Genomic DNA, 15449 nt, shown 5'->3' on the forward strand with positions numbered 1-15449 from the left:
GGTCGATGCTGCACGATATCAACTAGGTGCCAGCATCAGGGTGCGGCGATGAGTTCCGCCCTGAGACCGATGCCCGGCGCAGCACCCGGCTGGATAAACCGGCGACCCAGGCGCTGGAAGGGCGCCTGACCGATCAGGTCGGCCTCAAGGTGCCAGGTCTCGCCCTCAAGCGCCGGCGCATCGAGGGACAGCACCACCATGTTCGCCCAGTCGGGCTTGGGCTCGCCGGCGAGGGTCAGAAGGCAGCAGGCGCAATTATGCTCGGGCGGGCCGTCCGGCTCGCGGCCCCAATGCCGGGTCCAGCCGCCCACGAACTGCTGCACCTCGGGCGTGCCGAACAGGTCGCCGGGTGACGCGCCCGTCCGCAGAAACATGAAATCGAAATGCGTGAAGCCGTTCTGCGCGCCCGCGCCGTCCACCAGTTTCCAGTTGCTGTAATGCGCAATCGCCGGTTGGTCGTTGAAGAAAGGATTGTCGGTGGCGCGCAGCCAGTCCTCGTAACCCCGCGCGTCGCTGTCCGGTCGCGGCGTGTACGACATGAAGAGCATTGCCACTTTCATTTCGCCTCATCCATCAATGGCCCAGCCGCGTATGACGATGAAGCCCATTTGTTCATGCCGTCAACATGAAGGTGCTGAGCGGCGTGTCAGGGTCTTCTGCCCCAGGCTGCGGAAGCTCATGACGACCTATAGCTGGTGAGGAGGACGATCTTGCCGAAGGCTCCAGCCTCGATCCTGCGGTGTGCGTCCGTGCTAAGGGGTGTTCACGGGAACGGCGACGCGCTGGTAGGCGGGACGGGCGTGCAGCCGCTCGAGGAAGGCCATCGCCTCGGTGAACAGGTCGCCCACGCCGAGTTGGGCCGCAAGACCGAGCGAATAGCCGACGGAAACATCGGCCAGGGTGAAGCGGCCGGCGGCAAGGTACTCCGCGCCTGCCAGCGCCTCGCCGACCGGCCGCAGGCGCCGGGCGAGCAGGGCGCGTGCATCGTCGACAGGCTTTGCCGGCCGTTGCTCGGGCGGGGTCAGGAGCATGGTGCCCACCAGCGTGCCGATTGGCGGCATCAGGTTCGCCTCGCCATACCAGCAGAATTGCCGCCAAGCGGCGAAGCCGGGCTCATCCGGACCGACGGCGAGCGGCGTCGGCGCATGCCTGGCGACCAGGTAGTCGCAAATCGCCATCGATTCTGTCAGCCGCATCGCGCCATCGACGAACAGCGGCAGCGAGCCCAGCGGGTTCTCTTCCAGGAAGGCCGGCTGGCGCACGCGGGGCGGAAACAGCACCAGCTGCACGCGATAGGGACGTTGCAGCTCCTCCAGCACCCAGCACCCAGCGCACGCGCAGCGAGCGGGTGCGGTCTCCATGGTACAGGATCGGTTCGGCCATGCTCAGATGCCTCGTCCGATTGCGGCCCATAGGGCGCGCGGAGTGTGCGCTTGAAGATCTTGCCGGACTCCTCGCGCGGCAGGCTTGCCGCGAGCTCGATCACGCGGGGCACCTTGAACCGGCTCAGTCTGGCCGCGAGTGCCTCGATCTCGGCCGGGTAGATGTTCACCCCGCCGGAAATAATCATGTCCCTTCGGCGGTCGCTTAGGAACAGGAAGCCCTCCGCGTCGATATAGCCGATGTCGCCGACGGTCACGAATTGGCCGTCGCTTACCGCCGCGCGCGCCTCTGCCAGACCGATATAGGTGGCATCGGGAATGGCGGTGCTGTGGACGAACACGTCTCCCGCCTCGCCAGGTGCTGCTTCGGCGCCCCTTTGGCCGCCCGGTGGTGCCTGAGGTGTAGATCACCGAAGCGCGGAATGCGTCCGTCGCATTCCGCAGCGCGGCGTGCCGGGCGACCCAGTCGAGCGTAGCGGCCACGCAAGGCGTCCGGTCGGACAGGCGATAGGCCATCGCGATCTCGACCGGCATCTCCACCACAATGACGGTCAGGCCTTCGGGCAGGCCGGCGGCCACCCCCGGCAGCAGGTCGCCGTGTACCACCAGCACCTTGGCTGCGCTGTCACGCAGGATGTAGCCCATCTCGTCGGCCATCCCATGCCAGTTGAGCGGCATCGGGTATGCTCCCACCGAGACGGCGGCGATGCTGGCTTCGAACAGGGGAAAGTCGCGGCCCACCAGCAGGGCCACGGTGTCGCCCTCGACGATGCCGAGCCGACGGAGGCCCTCGGCCGCGCGCAGCGCCCGCTCGCGCATCGCATTCGTCGAGCGACGCCGACCGCCGGAGATCACGCCCGGGATGGGACCGAGGGCGGGAGGCGGCATGCTGTTCAGGCGGCGAGCCAGTTACCGTGGAAGCCCGCGGGAATGCGGCGCGCCCGCGCGTTGGCGCGCGTCGTTGAAGCTTGCGAGCAGGTTGACACCTTTGGTCACCCCTGTACGGATCACGGTCTCGACGGCTGACATAAGCAGCCGGTTTCCAATGTGTCTACAGCGTGAACATATGGCTCGAGTTCAGACTGTCAAGGCCCCGCCTGTCAAAACAAGATCGAAACCCTATCATCATGGTGACCTGCGGGCGGCGCTGGTGCGCGCCGGCATGGAGTTGCTGGCGACCCGTACCGTCGATGACCTGTCGCTGCGCGAGATCGCCCGGACGGTCGGCGTCAGCGCCAACGCCGTCTACCGCCATTTCGCCGACAAGGAGAGCCTGATGCAGGCCTTGTCGGCCGAAGGGCTGCAGATGCTCTATGTGGCACAGCGGGCCGCCTCGGACGCGGCGGGGGGAGGGGTCGCGGGCTTCACCGCCACGGGTGCCGCCTATGTCCGCTTTGCCCTGGAGAACCCGGCGCTGTTTCGTCAGGTGTTCTCCAACCCGCAACCGCGCGACGCGGTCGCAGCACCTGATGGGGTGACTGCGGCGATGGCTTTCCTCCGCGCCAACGCGGCAGGGGTCGCAGGCTCGGACAGCGAGGTGGAGATCATCGCGCTCGAAGCCTGGTCCCTGGCGCACGGTCTGGCGATGCTGCTGCTGGACGCGCGCGTTGCGGTTCCCGAGACGATGATTTCCGACGTGTTCACGCACTGGGCCGAGAGGCTCAGGGTGCGTCGCGTATCGCCGGTCAAGAAGGCCGTTGGCAAACGCAGCCGCGCCAGCGCCTGAGCGGAATGTGGACGCGGGTCACATTTCGCTTGACGTGCCTCGCACTTGCTTGCTGTGACAACCAGTCACTGCCGGACTCCGAGGAGATTCCCCTGGGCGATCAGCACTTTACGACACTCACCGCGAACATGATCAAGCCGCTGACCGAGGACAGCTTCAAGCCGTTCCCGCTGACCGACGCGCTCGAATGGAGGTTTTGCATAACTCGCTTCTGGTGCGGCGGTCGGCAGGGACTCGGCGCACAAGGCTTCCGAGCTTGCAGTCGCACTCGCCCAACTCTTCGCCTGTCCGGCCCTCGCCTTCACCGTTCGCGTTGCCGCGGCTGCCGCACACCCGGTCCTGGTCATGGCTGCCCTCGGCGCCCCTATTTGGCCTTAGTCGTAGCCTCTATCAGCCCGAGCGCGTCGTGGCCCCGCTCGCCGCCGGCATCTTCGCCGTGGGGTGCCTGCCCTTCTTCCTGTTCACCCGCGACGCGCCGAGGACCGGGCTTCCGCTGACCCAGGCTTTCCGCGGCGGCGCGTGCCGGCAGCTCATTCACCGCTGTGGAACGGTCCGGTGTTTCGCATGCTGCCGGAGCTCATGTTCCTTTTCGTCGGCTTCTTTAACGTTACCTTCATCGTCGCCCATTATTCTTCGAGCCGAACGCTGCTGACCCGCCTGACTCCACCGTCGCAGAGCAGCGCATTCTTTGGCGTCTATGCCCCATCCGGGAACCGCCACCATGTGGCTCGGGCCGATATTGGTGAATGCCGGCACGTCCTACTTCAAGACCCAGCAAGGAGGAAAGCCATGGTGCTCATCCTGCTGGCGGTCGGCTTTGTCGGGCTGACGTTCGTGCGCGGCGGCGGCCGTAACGATGCCGTAGCGGATGCCGAGGCAGCACCTGGTATTGATTGAACGCGTTGGCATGTGTTGGTGTTCAGGTCACCGCTTTTCCGGGCACCTGGTCGTCCGACGTCACGCCTGCGGGAACAGGCTTGGGAACAACAGCTCAATCGCGTGCAGCGGAAAGCGCAGCGAGACCGGGCCCTTGGGCGTATCGGAGCCGAGGATGCCGTCAGCGACGAGCATCGCCAGCAGATCGCGGGCGCTGCGTTCTCCAAGACCGGTTATGCGGGCGGCCTCGCCGCGCGGGACGTCGCCCTGTTGCAGCACACGCTCCAACAGGAGCCAGGCTTCCGGTCGCCAGGCGCGACGCTCGGCATAAAGGCGGAGACGATCGACCAGCGTGTCGAACGCAAACAGCCCGGTCATGAACGCGACCTGATCGAGGCAAACCTTGAGGAACCACGCCGTGAAGTCCGCCAGAGCGCGGCGCGACAGGTTACCACGTCCGTCAAGATCGCCTTGCCGCGGCATATCGGCGTGATCCATCATCCGCTTGTATTCGCCGCGACTTTCGAGACCGCGCGCCAGACCGCGCGAGACGGACCACAGGCCATGGGCGCCGATGCCGGCGGCAAGCGCCATCGCGTGGCTCATCAGACGGCTGACGCGGCCGTTCCCGTCGAGAAAGGGGTGGATATAGTTGAACCGGTGATGTGCCGCGGCAATCGCCAGGATGCGTGCGCCGGGGCCGAGCGACCCCAGCCGATAGCGCGTCTCGAAATGCGCCATGAAGGCAGCCACTTTATCGGACGCCGGCGGCTGATGCCGACCGACCGTCACCTCCTCGGTGGCCGTGGCACGAAGCAGGCCGGGCGCCATCCGGATGACGCGGCTGTCGCTGCGCGCCATGAGCATCGCCTCCGGGGCTTCCCGATAGAACTCTTCATGGAGCCATTGAATGAACCCGGTCGACGCCGGTTCAGGCAGGTCGCCCACGGCGTGGCGGCGGTCGATCTCACGCTGCAGGCGGATATGTGCCCGTGCCTCCAGCTGTAGATCGCGCCGTTCCTCGACGGCTTCCAGTTGGCCCCGCAGCGCCGCCTCGATTTCACGGGGTGTCGTATTGTGGCCTTCGATCAGGTTCGAGTAATAGCAGTTCATGGCCCGCACGGCGTCGGCCAGGCCGGCGGCGGAACGGGGCTGCAGTCGCGCGCCGAGGCTGGCAGTGGCGGCCGAGAGGCTGGCGACCAGGTCAAGCAGCTCGGGTCCCGCCTCTTCGAGGAGACAGGGTTCGATCCGCGCGGGGGTTTCTTCCGGGAGCATCATAATTCGCCGCATTTCTGCCGGTATCGGGATTCAGAATGCGTATGCTAGTGCAGGGTCTTTCACAACTCGATGGTTAAAAATTGCCGATCTTGGCACCGATCTCCATGCCAGGCACAAGTCTTTGATTTCAGTTGTCTTTTTTCAGTGCAGTCGGCATTGCGGTGCCGATCCGGGTTAAGTAGGGCCACTGCCCTTCTTCAATCGCGCTATGCGCGCCGCATTGCAGTATGCCGCGTATTCAGAAGCATAAGAACGCCATCGGCGGACTTCTGAACCGACTGATCAGCTACCGACAACACGGCTGTAAATGCCGGCGCCTTCCAGCATGTGGGAGGCGGCCGTGGATCCGTCGGCGAAGCGCGTGAGGCGCTCCTGAATGATGCTGTCGGCCTCGGCCATGATGCGATCGATCAGCGCGCGCACGGTCGGGATGTCGTGGATCAGGCCTGCGACCATGCCGCAACTCCAGGCGCCGGCATCCATCTCGCCGTCGCGCATGATGCGCGCGTACGCCCCGACCACCTCGGGTGCGATATCGGCGAAACTGATGCCCGGCCCGATCTCTCGCTCCTTTGCCAGAAGCCTCTCGACGCCGGCGTTGTTCATGACCCGCTCGGTATTGCGCAGCGGACGCATGACCAGGCGCGTGTCGAGCTCGCTGGCGTTAAGGATGGCCTGCTTGACGTTGTCGCGCACGGGCGCGTCTTCAAACGTCTGGCTCCCGCCGATCGCTCAAGCAATGTTCACAGCGCACAACATCTGCCCGAGCGCGTCGCGTGTCAAGCGGGGTGTCGTCTCGGCCCGTGCGGGCATCAGCAGCCGAATCCACGATCAAGGAAGCGCTCGGCGGCGGCGCAAAGCAGCGTGATGCCGTAAGCCAATGCCGCCTCGTCCACCATCATTCGTGCGTTGTGCAGAGGAGGGTTGGCACGTGGATCGGCGTCGGGCGCGGCCACGCCAAGAAAGACCATGGCGCCGGGAATCTCTTCGAGCACATAGGCGAAGTCCTCCGAGCCCATGCGGGGTGTCGGCATGGTAAGCCAGCCCTGCTCGCCCCAAAGCTCCAGGGTCAGGCTTCGCATCAAATCCAGGGCGCGCGCATCGTTGATCGTCGGCGGGTAGCCTGGTTCGATCCACGCTTCTCCCAGCAGCCCGTGTGCCGCGGCGACATTCTCGACCATACGCTTGAAGCCTTCGCGACCCTTGGCGCGCGTCGCCGCCGAAAGCGTTCGCAACGTGCCCAGAAGCTCGGCGGCAGCCGGGATGACGTTATGGGTGTCGCCCGCGGCGATCCTGCCGATGGTGATCACGGCGGGATCGAGGGCTGCGATCTGGCGTGTGACGAAGGTCTGCAGAGCGGTCACGATCTCGCATAGGACCGGCACCGGATCGAGCGCCTCGTGCGGCATCGCGGCATGTCCCCCGCGCCCACGGATGATGGCATGGAGGATGTCGCTGGAGGCCAGCAGCGAGCCGGACCGGCCGCTGACCGTGCCGCGCGCGAGGTTCGGCGAGACGTGCAACGCAAAGGCGGCATCGGGCCGCGGAGCGTCGAGCAGCCCGTCATCCATCATCCGCCGCGCGCCATGGGCACCCTCCTCGCCAGGCTGGAACATGAAGACCACCGTGCCGGTCAGCGCATCGCGTCTGGCGCACAGGGCCTTGGCCGCGCCCACGAGCATCGCGGTGTGCGCGTCGTGGCCGCAGGCGTGCATGCGTCCGGCGATTTGGGACGCGAACGCAAGGCCCGTGTCCTCCAGGATCTCCAGCGCGTCCATGTCGCCGCGCAGCAGCACTGTCCTGCCCGCTCCAGCCCGGCCTCGCAGCGTGGCGACCAGCCCGCTTGTCGAGGGCCCCTCGTGCAGCTCCAGGGGAAGGCCGCGCAGGGCCACCTTGATCTTCCCAAGCGTGCGCGGGCAGTGCAATCCGAGCTCCGGGTCGGCATGGATCTCCCGCCTGAGTGCAACGGCGTCTTCGCGCTGTGCCTTGCCGGCTGCGATCCAGTCCAGGTCAGGCGTCGGTGATCCGTCCATCATCACGTCTCCGTCACGGCCAGCGTGAGCTCGAAGATTGGCCCCCAAACGCCGTTGCTGCTACAGCCAATTCGCGGTCAGCCGCGACCAATCGGAGGTGGCGCAATGGATTTCACCACGGTGCGCAATGGCGCGATCACGCTGAACGTGGCGGTCCAGGGCGACGGGCCGCTCATCGTCTGTGTGCACGGCTGGCCCGAGCTCTGGTATTCGTGGCGCCACCAGATCGAGCACTTCGCAGCACGCGGCTACAAGGTCGCGGCACTCGATGTGCGCGGCTACGGCGCCAGCTCCAAGCCGCCGGAGATCGCGGCCTACAGCCTGCGAAACCTGGCCGCGGACGTGGTCGCGGTGATCGACCAGCTCGGCGGCGGCCAGGCCATTCTGTTCGGTCACGACTGGGGAGCGACGGTCGTCTGGACCACAGCCTTGCTGCACCCGGACAAGGTTCGCGCCGTGGCCGGCCTCAGCGTTCCCTACCGGCCGAGAGGTGCTGCCTCCTCGCTCGCAACAATGCGAAGGATCTATGCCGGGCGCTTCTTCTATCAGGTCTATTTCCAGGAGGAGGGCGTGGTCGAAGCCGAGCTTGAGCGCGACGTTGCAGCGGCTTTGCGCAAGATCTACTTCGCGATCTCCGGCGACGCGCCGCTCAATGCCTTCCTTGCCGAGAAGGCCGCGGATGCAACTCTGCTCGAAGGCATGGTCGATCCTCAGCCATTTCCCGGCTGGATGAGTGACGCCGACCTCAAGGTCTACACGGATGCCTATGAGGCCGGAGGCTTCAGCACTTCGGTCCACCGCTATCGAGCGCAGGAGATCGACTTCGCCGACCTTGCCGACTACGCCGGCAAACCCGTAATGAAGCCGGCGTTTTTCATCGCCGGCGAGCGCGATGCCATTCGCAGCTTCGTCCCCGGAACCGACCTCTATGCGAGCCCCGGCGCGTTCTGCACGGACTTCCGCGGCTCGGTCATCATTCCGGGCATGGGACACTGGATGGAGGAGGCACCCGCCGCCGTGAACGCAGCACTTGAAGCCTTCCTTGGCCAGATCGAGCTCTCCCGACCCGCTTGAGCGAGACCCACGTAGGGTTTGACACGAAACAAACGAATTTGGGAGCTGTTGGTAGGCGCAACTCAGCGCGTTATCGGCCGCACTCAACAGAGTGGCAGAGGCAGAGCGTCCGACATCTGCTGCATCCCTTGAATGCACGTTGCGGCCATGGCCACGCCGGCGATCCTGTTACGACCGAGGTGCTTGGCGCGATAGAGCGCCGCGTCGGCGTCGCGGACTAGGTTTTCGAGGCTCGTCTGGGCGTCGATCTCGTGATCAAAGCGAGCGATCCCGATCGACACCGTCACTTGACCGTGGCTTGATCCGGCATGCGCGAGATCAAGCGCTGCGACCGCTGCCAGGACACGCTGCGCAACCGTCAGCGCGCCGGACTCGTCGGTGTCGGGCAGGATCAGCGCAAATTCCTCGCCGCCGTAGCGGGCTGCGAGATCCTGCGGGCAGCGGACTGCCGAGACCATCCCTGCAGCGATACGGCGCAGGCAGTCATCGCCACTCAGATGACCGTAGCGGTCGTTGAATAGCTTAAAGTGATCGACATCGAGCAGCAGCATCGACAGCTTTGTCCGCTCGCGCGCGGCACGCTCACATGCCTGCCGCAGATGCAGATCGAAGCCGCGCCGGTTGAGCAATTGAGTGAGCGCGTCAGTCTCGGCCATCGTCTCGAGCCGCCGATTGCTCTCGCCAAGCCGCCGCGCGAATTCCGCGTTCTCCGCGGTCGCACGCAGCAAGGCCACAATCCGCTCATGGCTGAAGCGGATTACGGAGAGGCTCGAGGCGGTGTGCAGCAGCACTAGGCCGCCAAAGAGCATGAAGAACGTCTGGCCGGTGGCGAGGCAAGCGAGCAGCAGGGGAACCAAGGTCAGCAGCACCTGTCCGGTCACGACCCGCGGCACCGCACTGTTGCGCATGATCCCGCCAGCAACGAAACCCATCTGACAGACGACGATGAGCAGGGCCACACGCGGATCGGGATATAGCGGGATCGCGAGGCTGACGGAGCCCCAAAGGGCGCCGGCGAGCCATGCCAGAACGAGATAGCGTACGGTCCATGACCGCAGGTCGACACGATCAGGCAGGCGCCAATAGGCGCGTGTCAGCAGAAGCCGGCTCGCCGCAAGCGGGAGGGACATCAGGCCCCATGCCAGGATCCACCAGCACCCGGTCTGGCCATAGCCGATGCAGGCCGCGATGAGTGACACGATCGCGCCATGAATTGGCGCGCGGTCGCGCGTATAGAGCGTGTCGAGCAGCCCCTTGGCCATTGCCGATGCACACTGATCCATGACAGCCCCCTCTCGGCGGCAGCATGGCAGCAAAACATTACCACTTTCGAAACACGGCTCCCTCGACAGAAGCGGGCATTGGGCCATTATGCGGAAAATTCCGGCTGGAGGAGGAAGCAGATGTCCGAGGCGACGATCGTGCCGGGCAAGCCGGTGCCGCTCTCCCGCCTCATCGACGTGCCGGGGCTGGTGACCGCTTACCATGCCGGCAAGCCGGATCCTGAAGTGGCGGCTGAGCGGGTTTCGTTCGGCACGTCCGGCCATCGTGGCACATCCGGGCAGAACAGCTTCAACGCGTTGCATATTCTGGCGATCGCCCAGGCGATCTGCTTCTATCGTAAGGCCCAGGGCATCGATGGACCGCTGTTCCTCGGCCGCGACACCCATGCGCTCTCTTTTCCGGCGTTCGTCAGCGCAATCGAGGTTTTCGCGGCCAACGATGTCGTCACGATGGTCGATGCCGAGGACGGCTTCACCCCGACCCCGGTGGTGAGCCGCTCCATCCTGACCCATAACCGCGGACGCAGCGCGGGTCTCGCGGACGGGGTGCTGATCACGCCGTCGCATAATCCGCCACAGGATGGCGGCTTTAAATACAACCCGCCGCATGGCGGCCCGGCGGGATCGGAAGCCACCGACTGGATTGAGGCGGCCGCCAACCGGTTCATGGCCGATCCCGGGCAGATCCGCAGACACAGCTATGACACGGCACTGCGTTCCGGCCTCGTGCACCGACATGACTATGTCGGCGCCTATGTCGGTGACCTTGCCTCCGTGCTCGACATGGACGCCATCGCGGCCAGCGGCCTGAATATCGGCATCGATCCGCTCGGCGGTGCCGCGGTGCGCTATTGGGAGCCGATTATCGCCCGCTACGGCCTACGCGCGACCCTGGTCAACCCGGACACCGACCCGACCTTCCGCTTCATGACCGCGGATTGGGACGGCAAGATCCGGATGGATTGCTCCTCGCCTTATGCCATGGCCGGCCTGATCGGCATGCGCGAGCGATTCGACCTCGCCTTCGCCAACGATCCCGACGCCGACCGGCACGGCATCGTCACCCGGTCTGCGGGGCTGATGAACCCGAACCATTATCTGACCGTGGCGATCGACTATTTGTTCAGCCATCGCCCGGACTGGCGTGAGGGTGCGGGGATCGGCAAGACCATCGTCTCCAGCAGCAGCATCGATCGGGTCGCCGAGAAGCTCAAGCGTCGGCTGGTCGAGGTGCCGGTCGGCTTCAAGTGGTTCGTCGACGGCCTCACCGACGGCACCCTCGGCTTTGGCGGCGAGGAGAGTGCGGGTGCCTCGTTCGTGCGGCGGGATGGCTCGGTGTGGTCGACAGACAAGGACGGTTTGATCATGGGGCTGCTCGCCGCCGAGATCATGGCGACCACTGGGCGCGACCCGGCGGAGCATTACGCCCGCCTCACCGAAAGCCTGGGTGCGCCGTGTTACGAGCGGATCGACGCGGCTGCCTCGCCTGCGCAAAAGGCGCTGCTGAAGCAGCTCAGGCCCGAACAGGTCGCGGCGGAGGAACTCGCCGGAGAGCCGATCACCGCGCGGCTGACCGCAGCACCCGGCAACCAGCAGCCGTTCGGCGGGCTCAAGATCACAACACGCAATGGCTGGTTCGCGGCACGCCCCTCGGGCACCGAGAACGTCTATAAGATCTACACTGAGAGCTTTGTCGATGGAGCGCATCTCGCGCGCATCCAGGACGAGGCGAAGGCGATCATTACCCGGACCTTCAAGGCAGCCGGGCTGCAAGCTTAACCAACCAGGAGGAAATCATGAGCAAGCCGGATTTCAAGGCACGCTACGGCAACTTCATCGGCGGCGAATGGGTCGATGCCGTAAAGGGTCGCCGGTTCGAGAACACCTCGCCGGTCAACGGCCAGGTGCTCTGCGAGATCGCGCGTTCTGAAGCGGCGGACGTGGAATTGGCCCTCGACGCTGCCCACGCCGCCAAGGACGCGTGGGGTCGCACCAGTGCCGCCGAACGCGCCAATATCCTCAACGCCATCGCGAACCGCATGCAGGACAACCTCGCTTTGCTGGCGACTGCCGAAAGCTGGGACAACGGCAAGCCGATCCGCGAGAGCATGGCCGCCGACCTGCCCCTGGCGATCGACCATTTCCGCTATTTCGCCGGCGCCATACGCGCCCAGGAAGGCGGCATCTCGGAGATCGACCAGGATACCGTGGCCTACCACTTCCATGAGCCGCTCGGCGTCGTCGGCCAGATCATCCCGTGGAACTTCCCGATCCTGATGGCGGTCTGGAAGCTTGCCCCAGCACTCGCCGCCGGCAATTGCGTGGTGCTCAAGCCGGCCGAGCAGACCCCGGCCTCGATCCTGGTGCTGGCCGAACTGATCGGCGACCTGCTGCCGCCAGGCGTGCTCAACATCGTCAACGGCTTCGGGCTGGAAGCCGGCAAGCCGCTGGCCTCCAGCCCGCGCATCGCCAAGATCGCCTTTACGGGCGAGACCACCACCGGCCGGCTGATCATGCAGTATGCCAGCCAGAACCTGATCCCGGTGACATTGGAACTCGGCGGCAAGTCGCCGAACATCTTCTTCTCCGACGTGATGGCCGAGGATGACGACTTCCTCGACAAGGCGCTCGAAGGCTTCACCATGTTCGCCCTCAACCAGGGCGAGGTCTGCACCTGTCCGAGCCGGGCGCTGATCCATGAGAGCATCTATGACCGCTTCATGGAGCGTGCGATACGCCGCGTCGCGGCGATCAAGCAGGGCGACCCGCTCGACGCTACCACCATGATCGGCGCGCAGGCCTCCAGCGAGCAGCTCGAGAAAATCCTCTCCTATTTCGATATCGGCCGCCAGGAGGGGGCCGACGTGTTGATCGGCGGCGAGCGCAATATCCTCGATGGCGACCTCAAGGGTGGCTTTTACATCAAGCCGACCATCTTCCGTGGCCATAACAAGATGCGCGTGTTTCAGGAGGAGATCTTCGGGCCGGTGGTCTCGGTCACCACCTTCAAGACCGACGAGGAGGCGCTCGAGATCGCCAACGACACGCTCTATGGCCTGGGCTCAGGCGTGTGGAGCCGCGACGGCAATCGCTGCTATCGCTTCGGCCGCGCGATCAAGGCCGGTCGGGTCTGGACCAACTGCTATCACGCCTATCCGGCGCACGCCGCGTTCGGCGGCTACAAGCAATCCGGCATCGGCCGCGAGAACCACAAGATGATGCTCGACCACTACCAGCAAACCAAGAACATGCTGGTCAGCTACAGCCCGAAGAAGCTGGGCTTCTTCTGACATGGCCGGGGATCCGCCGCCGCTGCGCGTGATCGCGACCGACGCCGCCCTGGCGTTGATCGAACGGCTGCGCGCAGAGCACGGGCCGGTGCTGTTCCACCAGTCTGGCGGCTGCTGCGACGGATCCTCGCCGATGTGCTATCCGCAGAGCGACTTCATCGTCGGCGATCACGATGTTCGTCTCGGAGAGATCGGCGCGGCACCGGTTTATATCGGTGCGGCGCAGTTCGCACTCTGGCGCCACACCCAACTCATCATCGACGTGGTGCCCGGCCGCGGGGGGATGTTCTCGCTCGATAACGGCACCGAGCAGCGCTTCCTCACCCGCGGCCGCACGTTTTCCCCCGAGGAGCTGCGCCTATTTCCCGAGATGTGAATCGAAGAAGTCGGCAATCTCGGTAAACGCTTCCCTGGCTTCGGGGACGCGGTCGTCGAACTGGTATTGCGCGTGGCTCTCCCCCTCGAACACTTCGAGCTGCGCCTCGACCCCGGCGCGCCGCAAGGCCCGGTGCACGCGCACCGTGTTGCTCAGCAGCAGGTCGCGGGTGCCGGTGGTCAGGATCGCCGGCGGAAAGCCGCGCATGTCGCCATAGACCGGAGAGAGCAGCGGGTCGTGCAGATCGTGGCCGTGCGCATAGACCTTCGTCGCCGCATGGCAGAAGCCGTTCGGCGAGACCAGCACGTTGTCGACCTTCTCGTTGGTGTAAAAGCTGTCGCCGGTGAGGGTGACGTCGGACATCGGCGTTCCCGGCGCGATCGCGGCCGGCAGCGGCAAGCCCTCCTGCCTGGCCCGCAGCACCATCTCCAGGGTCAGGGCGCCGCCGGCCGAGGTGCCGAAGAACGCCATGTCGTGCGGGCTGGTGGTGCGCAGTGCTGCCTTGTAGACGCTGATCGCGTCATCCAGCGCGGTTGGGAAGTACCCGTCCGGGGGCATCCGGTAGTCCACCGAGATTACCTTGAAGTGGCCGAAACCGGCCATCATGATGCCTTCGGTGGCACCGGATTCGCCGGGAAACAGCACGTAGCAGCCGCCATGCACATGGATCAGCAGCCGGTTGCGGTTCTCCGGCGGGATTTCGTCCGGTGTGAGCACGAACACCTTCACCCCGCCCATCGTCGCGCGCGCGAGCTTGACGTGCAGCCGTTTGAGCATCGCCGGGATCATAGGCACGACCGTGGCGGCCTGCTTGTTGGCGAAGCGGCGCCATTCGGCACCGGTATTGAACTGGTCGTTCCAGGCGGGATTGAGCGGGGCTGCGATGAGTTTCTGCATGCCGGGACTGACATCCGTCGGCACCTGAAGAACCTTTGCCGGCACATCCCTCGGGGCCGCCGCCGCGCTCGCGGGCGCCAACCCGAGAGCCGCAACGGCTGCCATGACAAGACTGGTGAGCCGTTGTGGCTGCATGACGATATCCTCTCCGCCATCTTCATAGCAGCGGCTATGGGCGACGCCGCACAACTTTGCGTGGCATGGTGAGAAGCATGATCCATGCCGACCGATTCGCCGAGATCGCCCTCGGCCACGTCACCCGCGAATATCCGCACAAGCTCAATCATGTGCTGATGGGGCCACCCTTGGGGCCGCTCACGCCTTCGTCGCTGCATCCGGTGTTCCATGGCAGCTTCGACTGGCACTCCTGCGTGCATGGCTATTGGCTGCTGGCGACGCTGCTGCGCACCGAGCCGACGCTGGCACAGGCGGACGCGATCCGCGCGCTGTTCGACGCGCGGCTGACACCGGCGCTGCTGGATACGGAACGCGACAACCTGCTGGTGCCGGGGGCGGAGACCTTCGAGCGGCCGTACGGCTGGGCCTGGCTGCTGATGCTGGCGGCGGAACTCAGCCGACATCCGACCACGCACTGGGCCCAGGCGATCGCGCCACTCGCCACCCTGATCGCCGAACGCTGGCGCGCGCACCTGGCTCGCGCGACCTACCCGGTGCGCCACGGCGCGCACGCCAACACCGCCTTCGCGCTGGCGCTGTCCAGCGACTATGCACACACGTATCACGACCAGTCGCTGCTTGAGGCTCTGCGCGACGCGGCGCAGCTCTGGTATGGCGGCGATGTCGGCTGCCAGACATGGGAGCCGGGCGGGGACGAATTCCTCTCGCCGGCGCTCATGGAAGCGGAGGCGATGCGCCGGCTGCTTCCAGCCAAACAGTTCAGCGCCTGGTTCGACGCGTTTTTGCCGGATCTCGGCACGGGTCGGCCGGCCTGCCTGTTCACGCCCGCCGAGGTCAGCGACCGCCGCGACGGCAAGATTGTCCATCTCGACGGCCTCAATCTCAGCCGCGCCTGGTGCCTGAACAATCTCGCGGGCGCCCCCGGACAGGCGCCGGCGCGCGCGAGTACGATGCGCGCGTCCGCCGAACGCCATTTGCAGTCTGCCCTGGAGCATATCGACGGGGATTATATGGGTGCGCACTGGCTGGCCAGCTTCGCGGCCCTGGCGCTGCGGAGCGTTGCGACGCAATCGTGACTTCCGCCGCTTGATCCGCT

At 65.6% G+C, this 15449-nt stretch carries 15 protein-coding genes; 7 read left to right on the forward strand and 8 right to left on the reverse strand.

Annotated features, from left to right (window positions below):
* Nucleotides 1-35: 35 nt before the first annotated feature.
* The 3 genes from ACQY4K_RS13720 to ACQY4K_RS13730 form a co-directional block, all read right to left on the reverse strand.
* Nucleotides 36-548, reverse strand: a complete 513-nt coding sequence (locus ACQY4K_RS13720; protein WP_428390755.1) for a hypothetical protein — start codon at nucleotides 546-548, stop codon at nucleotides 36-38.
* A 204-nt stretch (nucleotides 549-752) separates the two neighbouring features.
* Nucleotides 753-1361 carry a glutathione S-transferase family protein gene (locus tag ACQY4K_RS13725; RefSeq protein WP_428390756.1) on the reverse strand — a complete coding sequence of 203 codons (609 nt, stop codon included), beginning with the start codon at nucleotides 1359-1361 and terminating at the stop codon, nucleotides 753-755.
* 24 nt (nucleotides 1362-1385) lie between these two features.
* Complete coding sequence (locus ACQY4K_RS13730) at nucleotides 1386-2270, reverse strand: AMP-binding protein (RefSeq protein WP_428390757.1); 885 nt, start codon at nucleotides 2268-2270, stop codon at nucleotides 1386-1388.
* Nucleotides 2271-2532: 262 nt separating this feature from the next.
* Between ACQY4K_RS13730 and ACQY4K_RS13735 the strand changes: the two genes are divergently transcribed.
* Complete coding sequence (locus ACQY4K_RS13735; RefSeq protein WP_428390758.1) at nucleotides 2533-3108, forward strand: TetR/AcrR family transcriptional regulator; 576 nt, start codon at nucleotides 2533-2535, stop codon at nucleotides 3106-3108.
* Nucleotides 3109-3663: 555 nt separating this feature from the next.
* Nucleotides 3664-4005 (forward strand): hypothetical protein, encoded by a 342-nt coding sequence (locus tag ACQY4K_RS13740; RefSeq protein WP_428390759.1) that lies wholly within the window; start codon nucleotides 3664-3666, stop codon nucleotides 4003-4005.
* 60 nt (nucleotides 4006-4065) lie between these two features.
* Here the strand turns inward: ACQY4K_RS13740 and ACQY4K_RS13745 are convergent, their stop codons facing one another.
* The 3 genes from ACQY4K_RS13745 to ACQY4K_RS13755 form a co-directional block, all read right to left on the reverse strand.
* Nucleotides 4066-5262: a Fic family protein gene (locus tag ACQY4K_RS13745; protein ID WP_428390760.1), complete on the reverse strand. Its 1197-nt coding sequence runs from the start codon at nucleotides 5260-5262 to the stop codon at nucleotides 4066-4068.
* Nucleotides 5263-5544: 282 nt separating this feature from the next.
* A complete protein-coding gene (locus ACQY4K_RS13750) occupies nucleotides 5545-5958 on the reverse strand; it encodes a hypothetical protein (protein ID WP_428390761.1) in 414 nt (137 codons plus the stop codon).
* Between the two features lie 116 nt (nucleotides 5959-6074).
* On the reverse strand, nucleotides 6075-7298 hold the full coding sequence (locus ACQY4K_RS13755) for a M20 metallopeptidase family protein (RefSeq protein WP_428390762.1): 1224 nt from the start codon (nucleotides 7296-7298) through the stop codon (nucleotides 6075-6077).
* A 102-nt stretch (nucleotides 7299-7400) separates the two neighbouring features.
* Between ACQY4K_RS13755 and ACQY4K_RS13760 the strand changes: the two genes are divergently transcribed.
* The gene (locus ACQY4K_RS13760; RefSeq protein WP_428390763.1) at nucleotides 7401-8369 is read left to right on the forward strand and encodes an alpha/beta hydrolase; all 969 of its coding nucleotides are present in this window, start codon (nucleotides 7401-7403) and stop codon (nucleotides 8367-8369) included.
* Between the two features lie 83 nt (nucleotides 8370-8452).
* Here the strand turns inward: ACQY4K_RS13760 and ACQY4K_RS13765 are convergent, their stop codons facing one another.
* Nucleotides 8453-9652: a GGDEF domain-containing protein gene (locus ACQY4K_RS13765; RefSeq protein WP_428390764.1), complete on the reverse strand. Its 1200-nt coding sequence runs from the start codon at nucleotides 9650-9652 to the stop codon at nucleotides 8453-8455.
* A 120-nt stretch (nucleotides 9653-9772) separates the two neighbouring features.
* Here ACQY4K_RS13765 and pgm point away from each other — a divergent pair, with 120 nt between their 5' ends.
* From pgm to ACQY4K_RS13780, 3 genes are read left to right on the forward strand one after another with little or no spacing between them, the layout of a single operon-like run.
* Nucleotides 9773-11431 (forward strand): phosphoglucomutase (alpha-D-glucose-1,6-bisphosphate-dependent), encoded by a 1659-nt coding sequence (gene pgm, locus ACQY4K_RS13770; RefSeq protein ID WP_428390765.1) that lies wholly within the window; start codon nucleotides 9773-9775, stop codon nucleotides 11429-11431.
* A 17-nt stretch (nucleotides 11432-11448) separates the two neighbouring features.
* Complete coding sequence (adh, locus tag ACQY4K_RS13775; RefSeq protein ID WP_428390766.1) at nucleotides 11449-12942, forward strand: aldehyde dehydrogenase; 1494 nt, start codon at nucleotides 11449-11451, stop codon at nucleotides 12940-12942.
* A gap of 1 nt (nucleotide 12943) precedes the next feature.
* Nucleotides 12944-13318 (forward strand): DUF779 domain-containing protein, encoded by a 375-nt coding sequence (locus ACQY4K_RS13780; RefSeq protein WP_428390767.1) that lies wholly within the window; start codon nucleotides 12944-12946, stop codon nucleotides 13316-13318.
* On the opposite strand, the gene ACQY4K_RS13785 is transcribed toward ACQY4K_RS13780, so the two are convergent.
* Complete coding sequence (locus ACQY4K_RS13785) at nucleotides 13301-14350, reverse strand: alpha/beta hydrolase fold domain-containing protein (RefSeq protein ID WP_428390768.1); 1050 nt, start codon at nucleotides 14348-14350, stop codon at nucleotides 13301-13303. The two genes, ACQY4K_RS13780 and ACQY4K_RS13785, sit on opposite strands and share 18 nt — an antisense overlap.
* A gap of 77 nt (nucleotides 14351-14427) precedes the next feature.
* On the opposite strand from ACQY4K_RS13785, the gene ACQY4K_RS13790 reads away from it, so the two are divergent.
* Nucleotides 14428-15429 (forward strand): DUF2891 domain-containing protein, encoded by a 1002-nt coding sequence (locus ACQY4K_RS13790; protein WP_428390769.1) that lies wholly within the window; start codon nucleotides 14428-14430, stop codon nucleotides 15427-15429.
* The last annotated feature ends 20 nt before the right edge of the window (nucleotides 15430-15449 follow it).

The sequence above is a fragment of the Lichenicoccus sp. genome (assembly GCF_965276875.1).
Classification (GTDB): domain Bacteria; phylum Pseudomonadota; class Alphaproteobacteria; order Acetobacterales; family Acetobacteraceae; genus Lichenicoccus.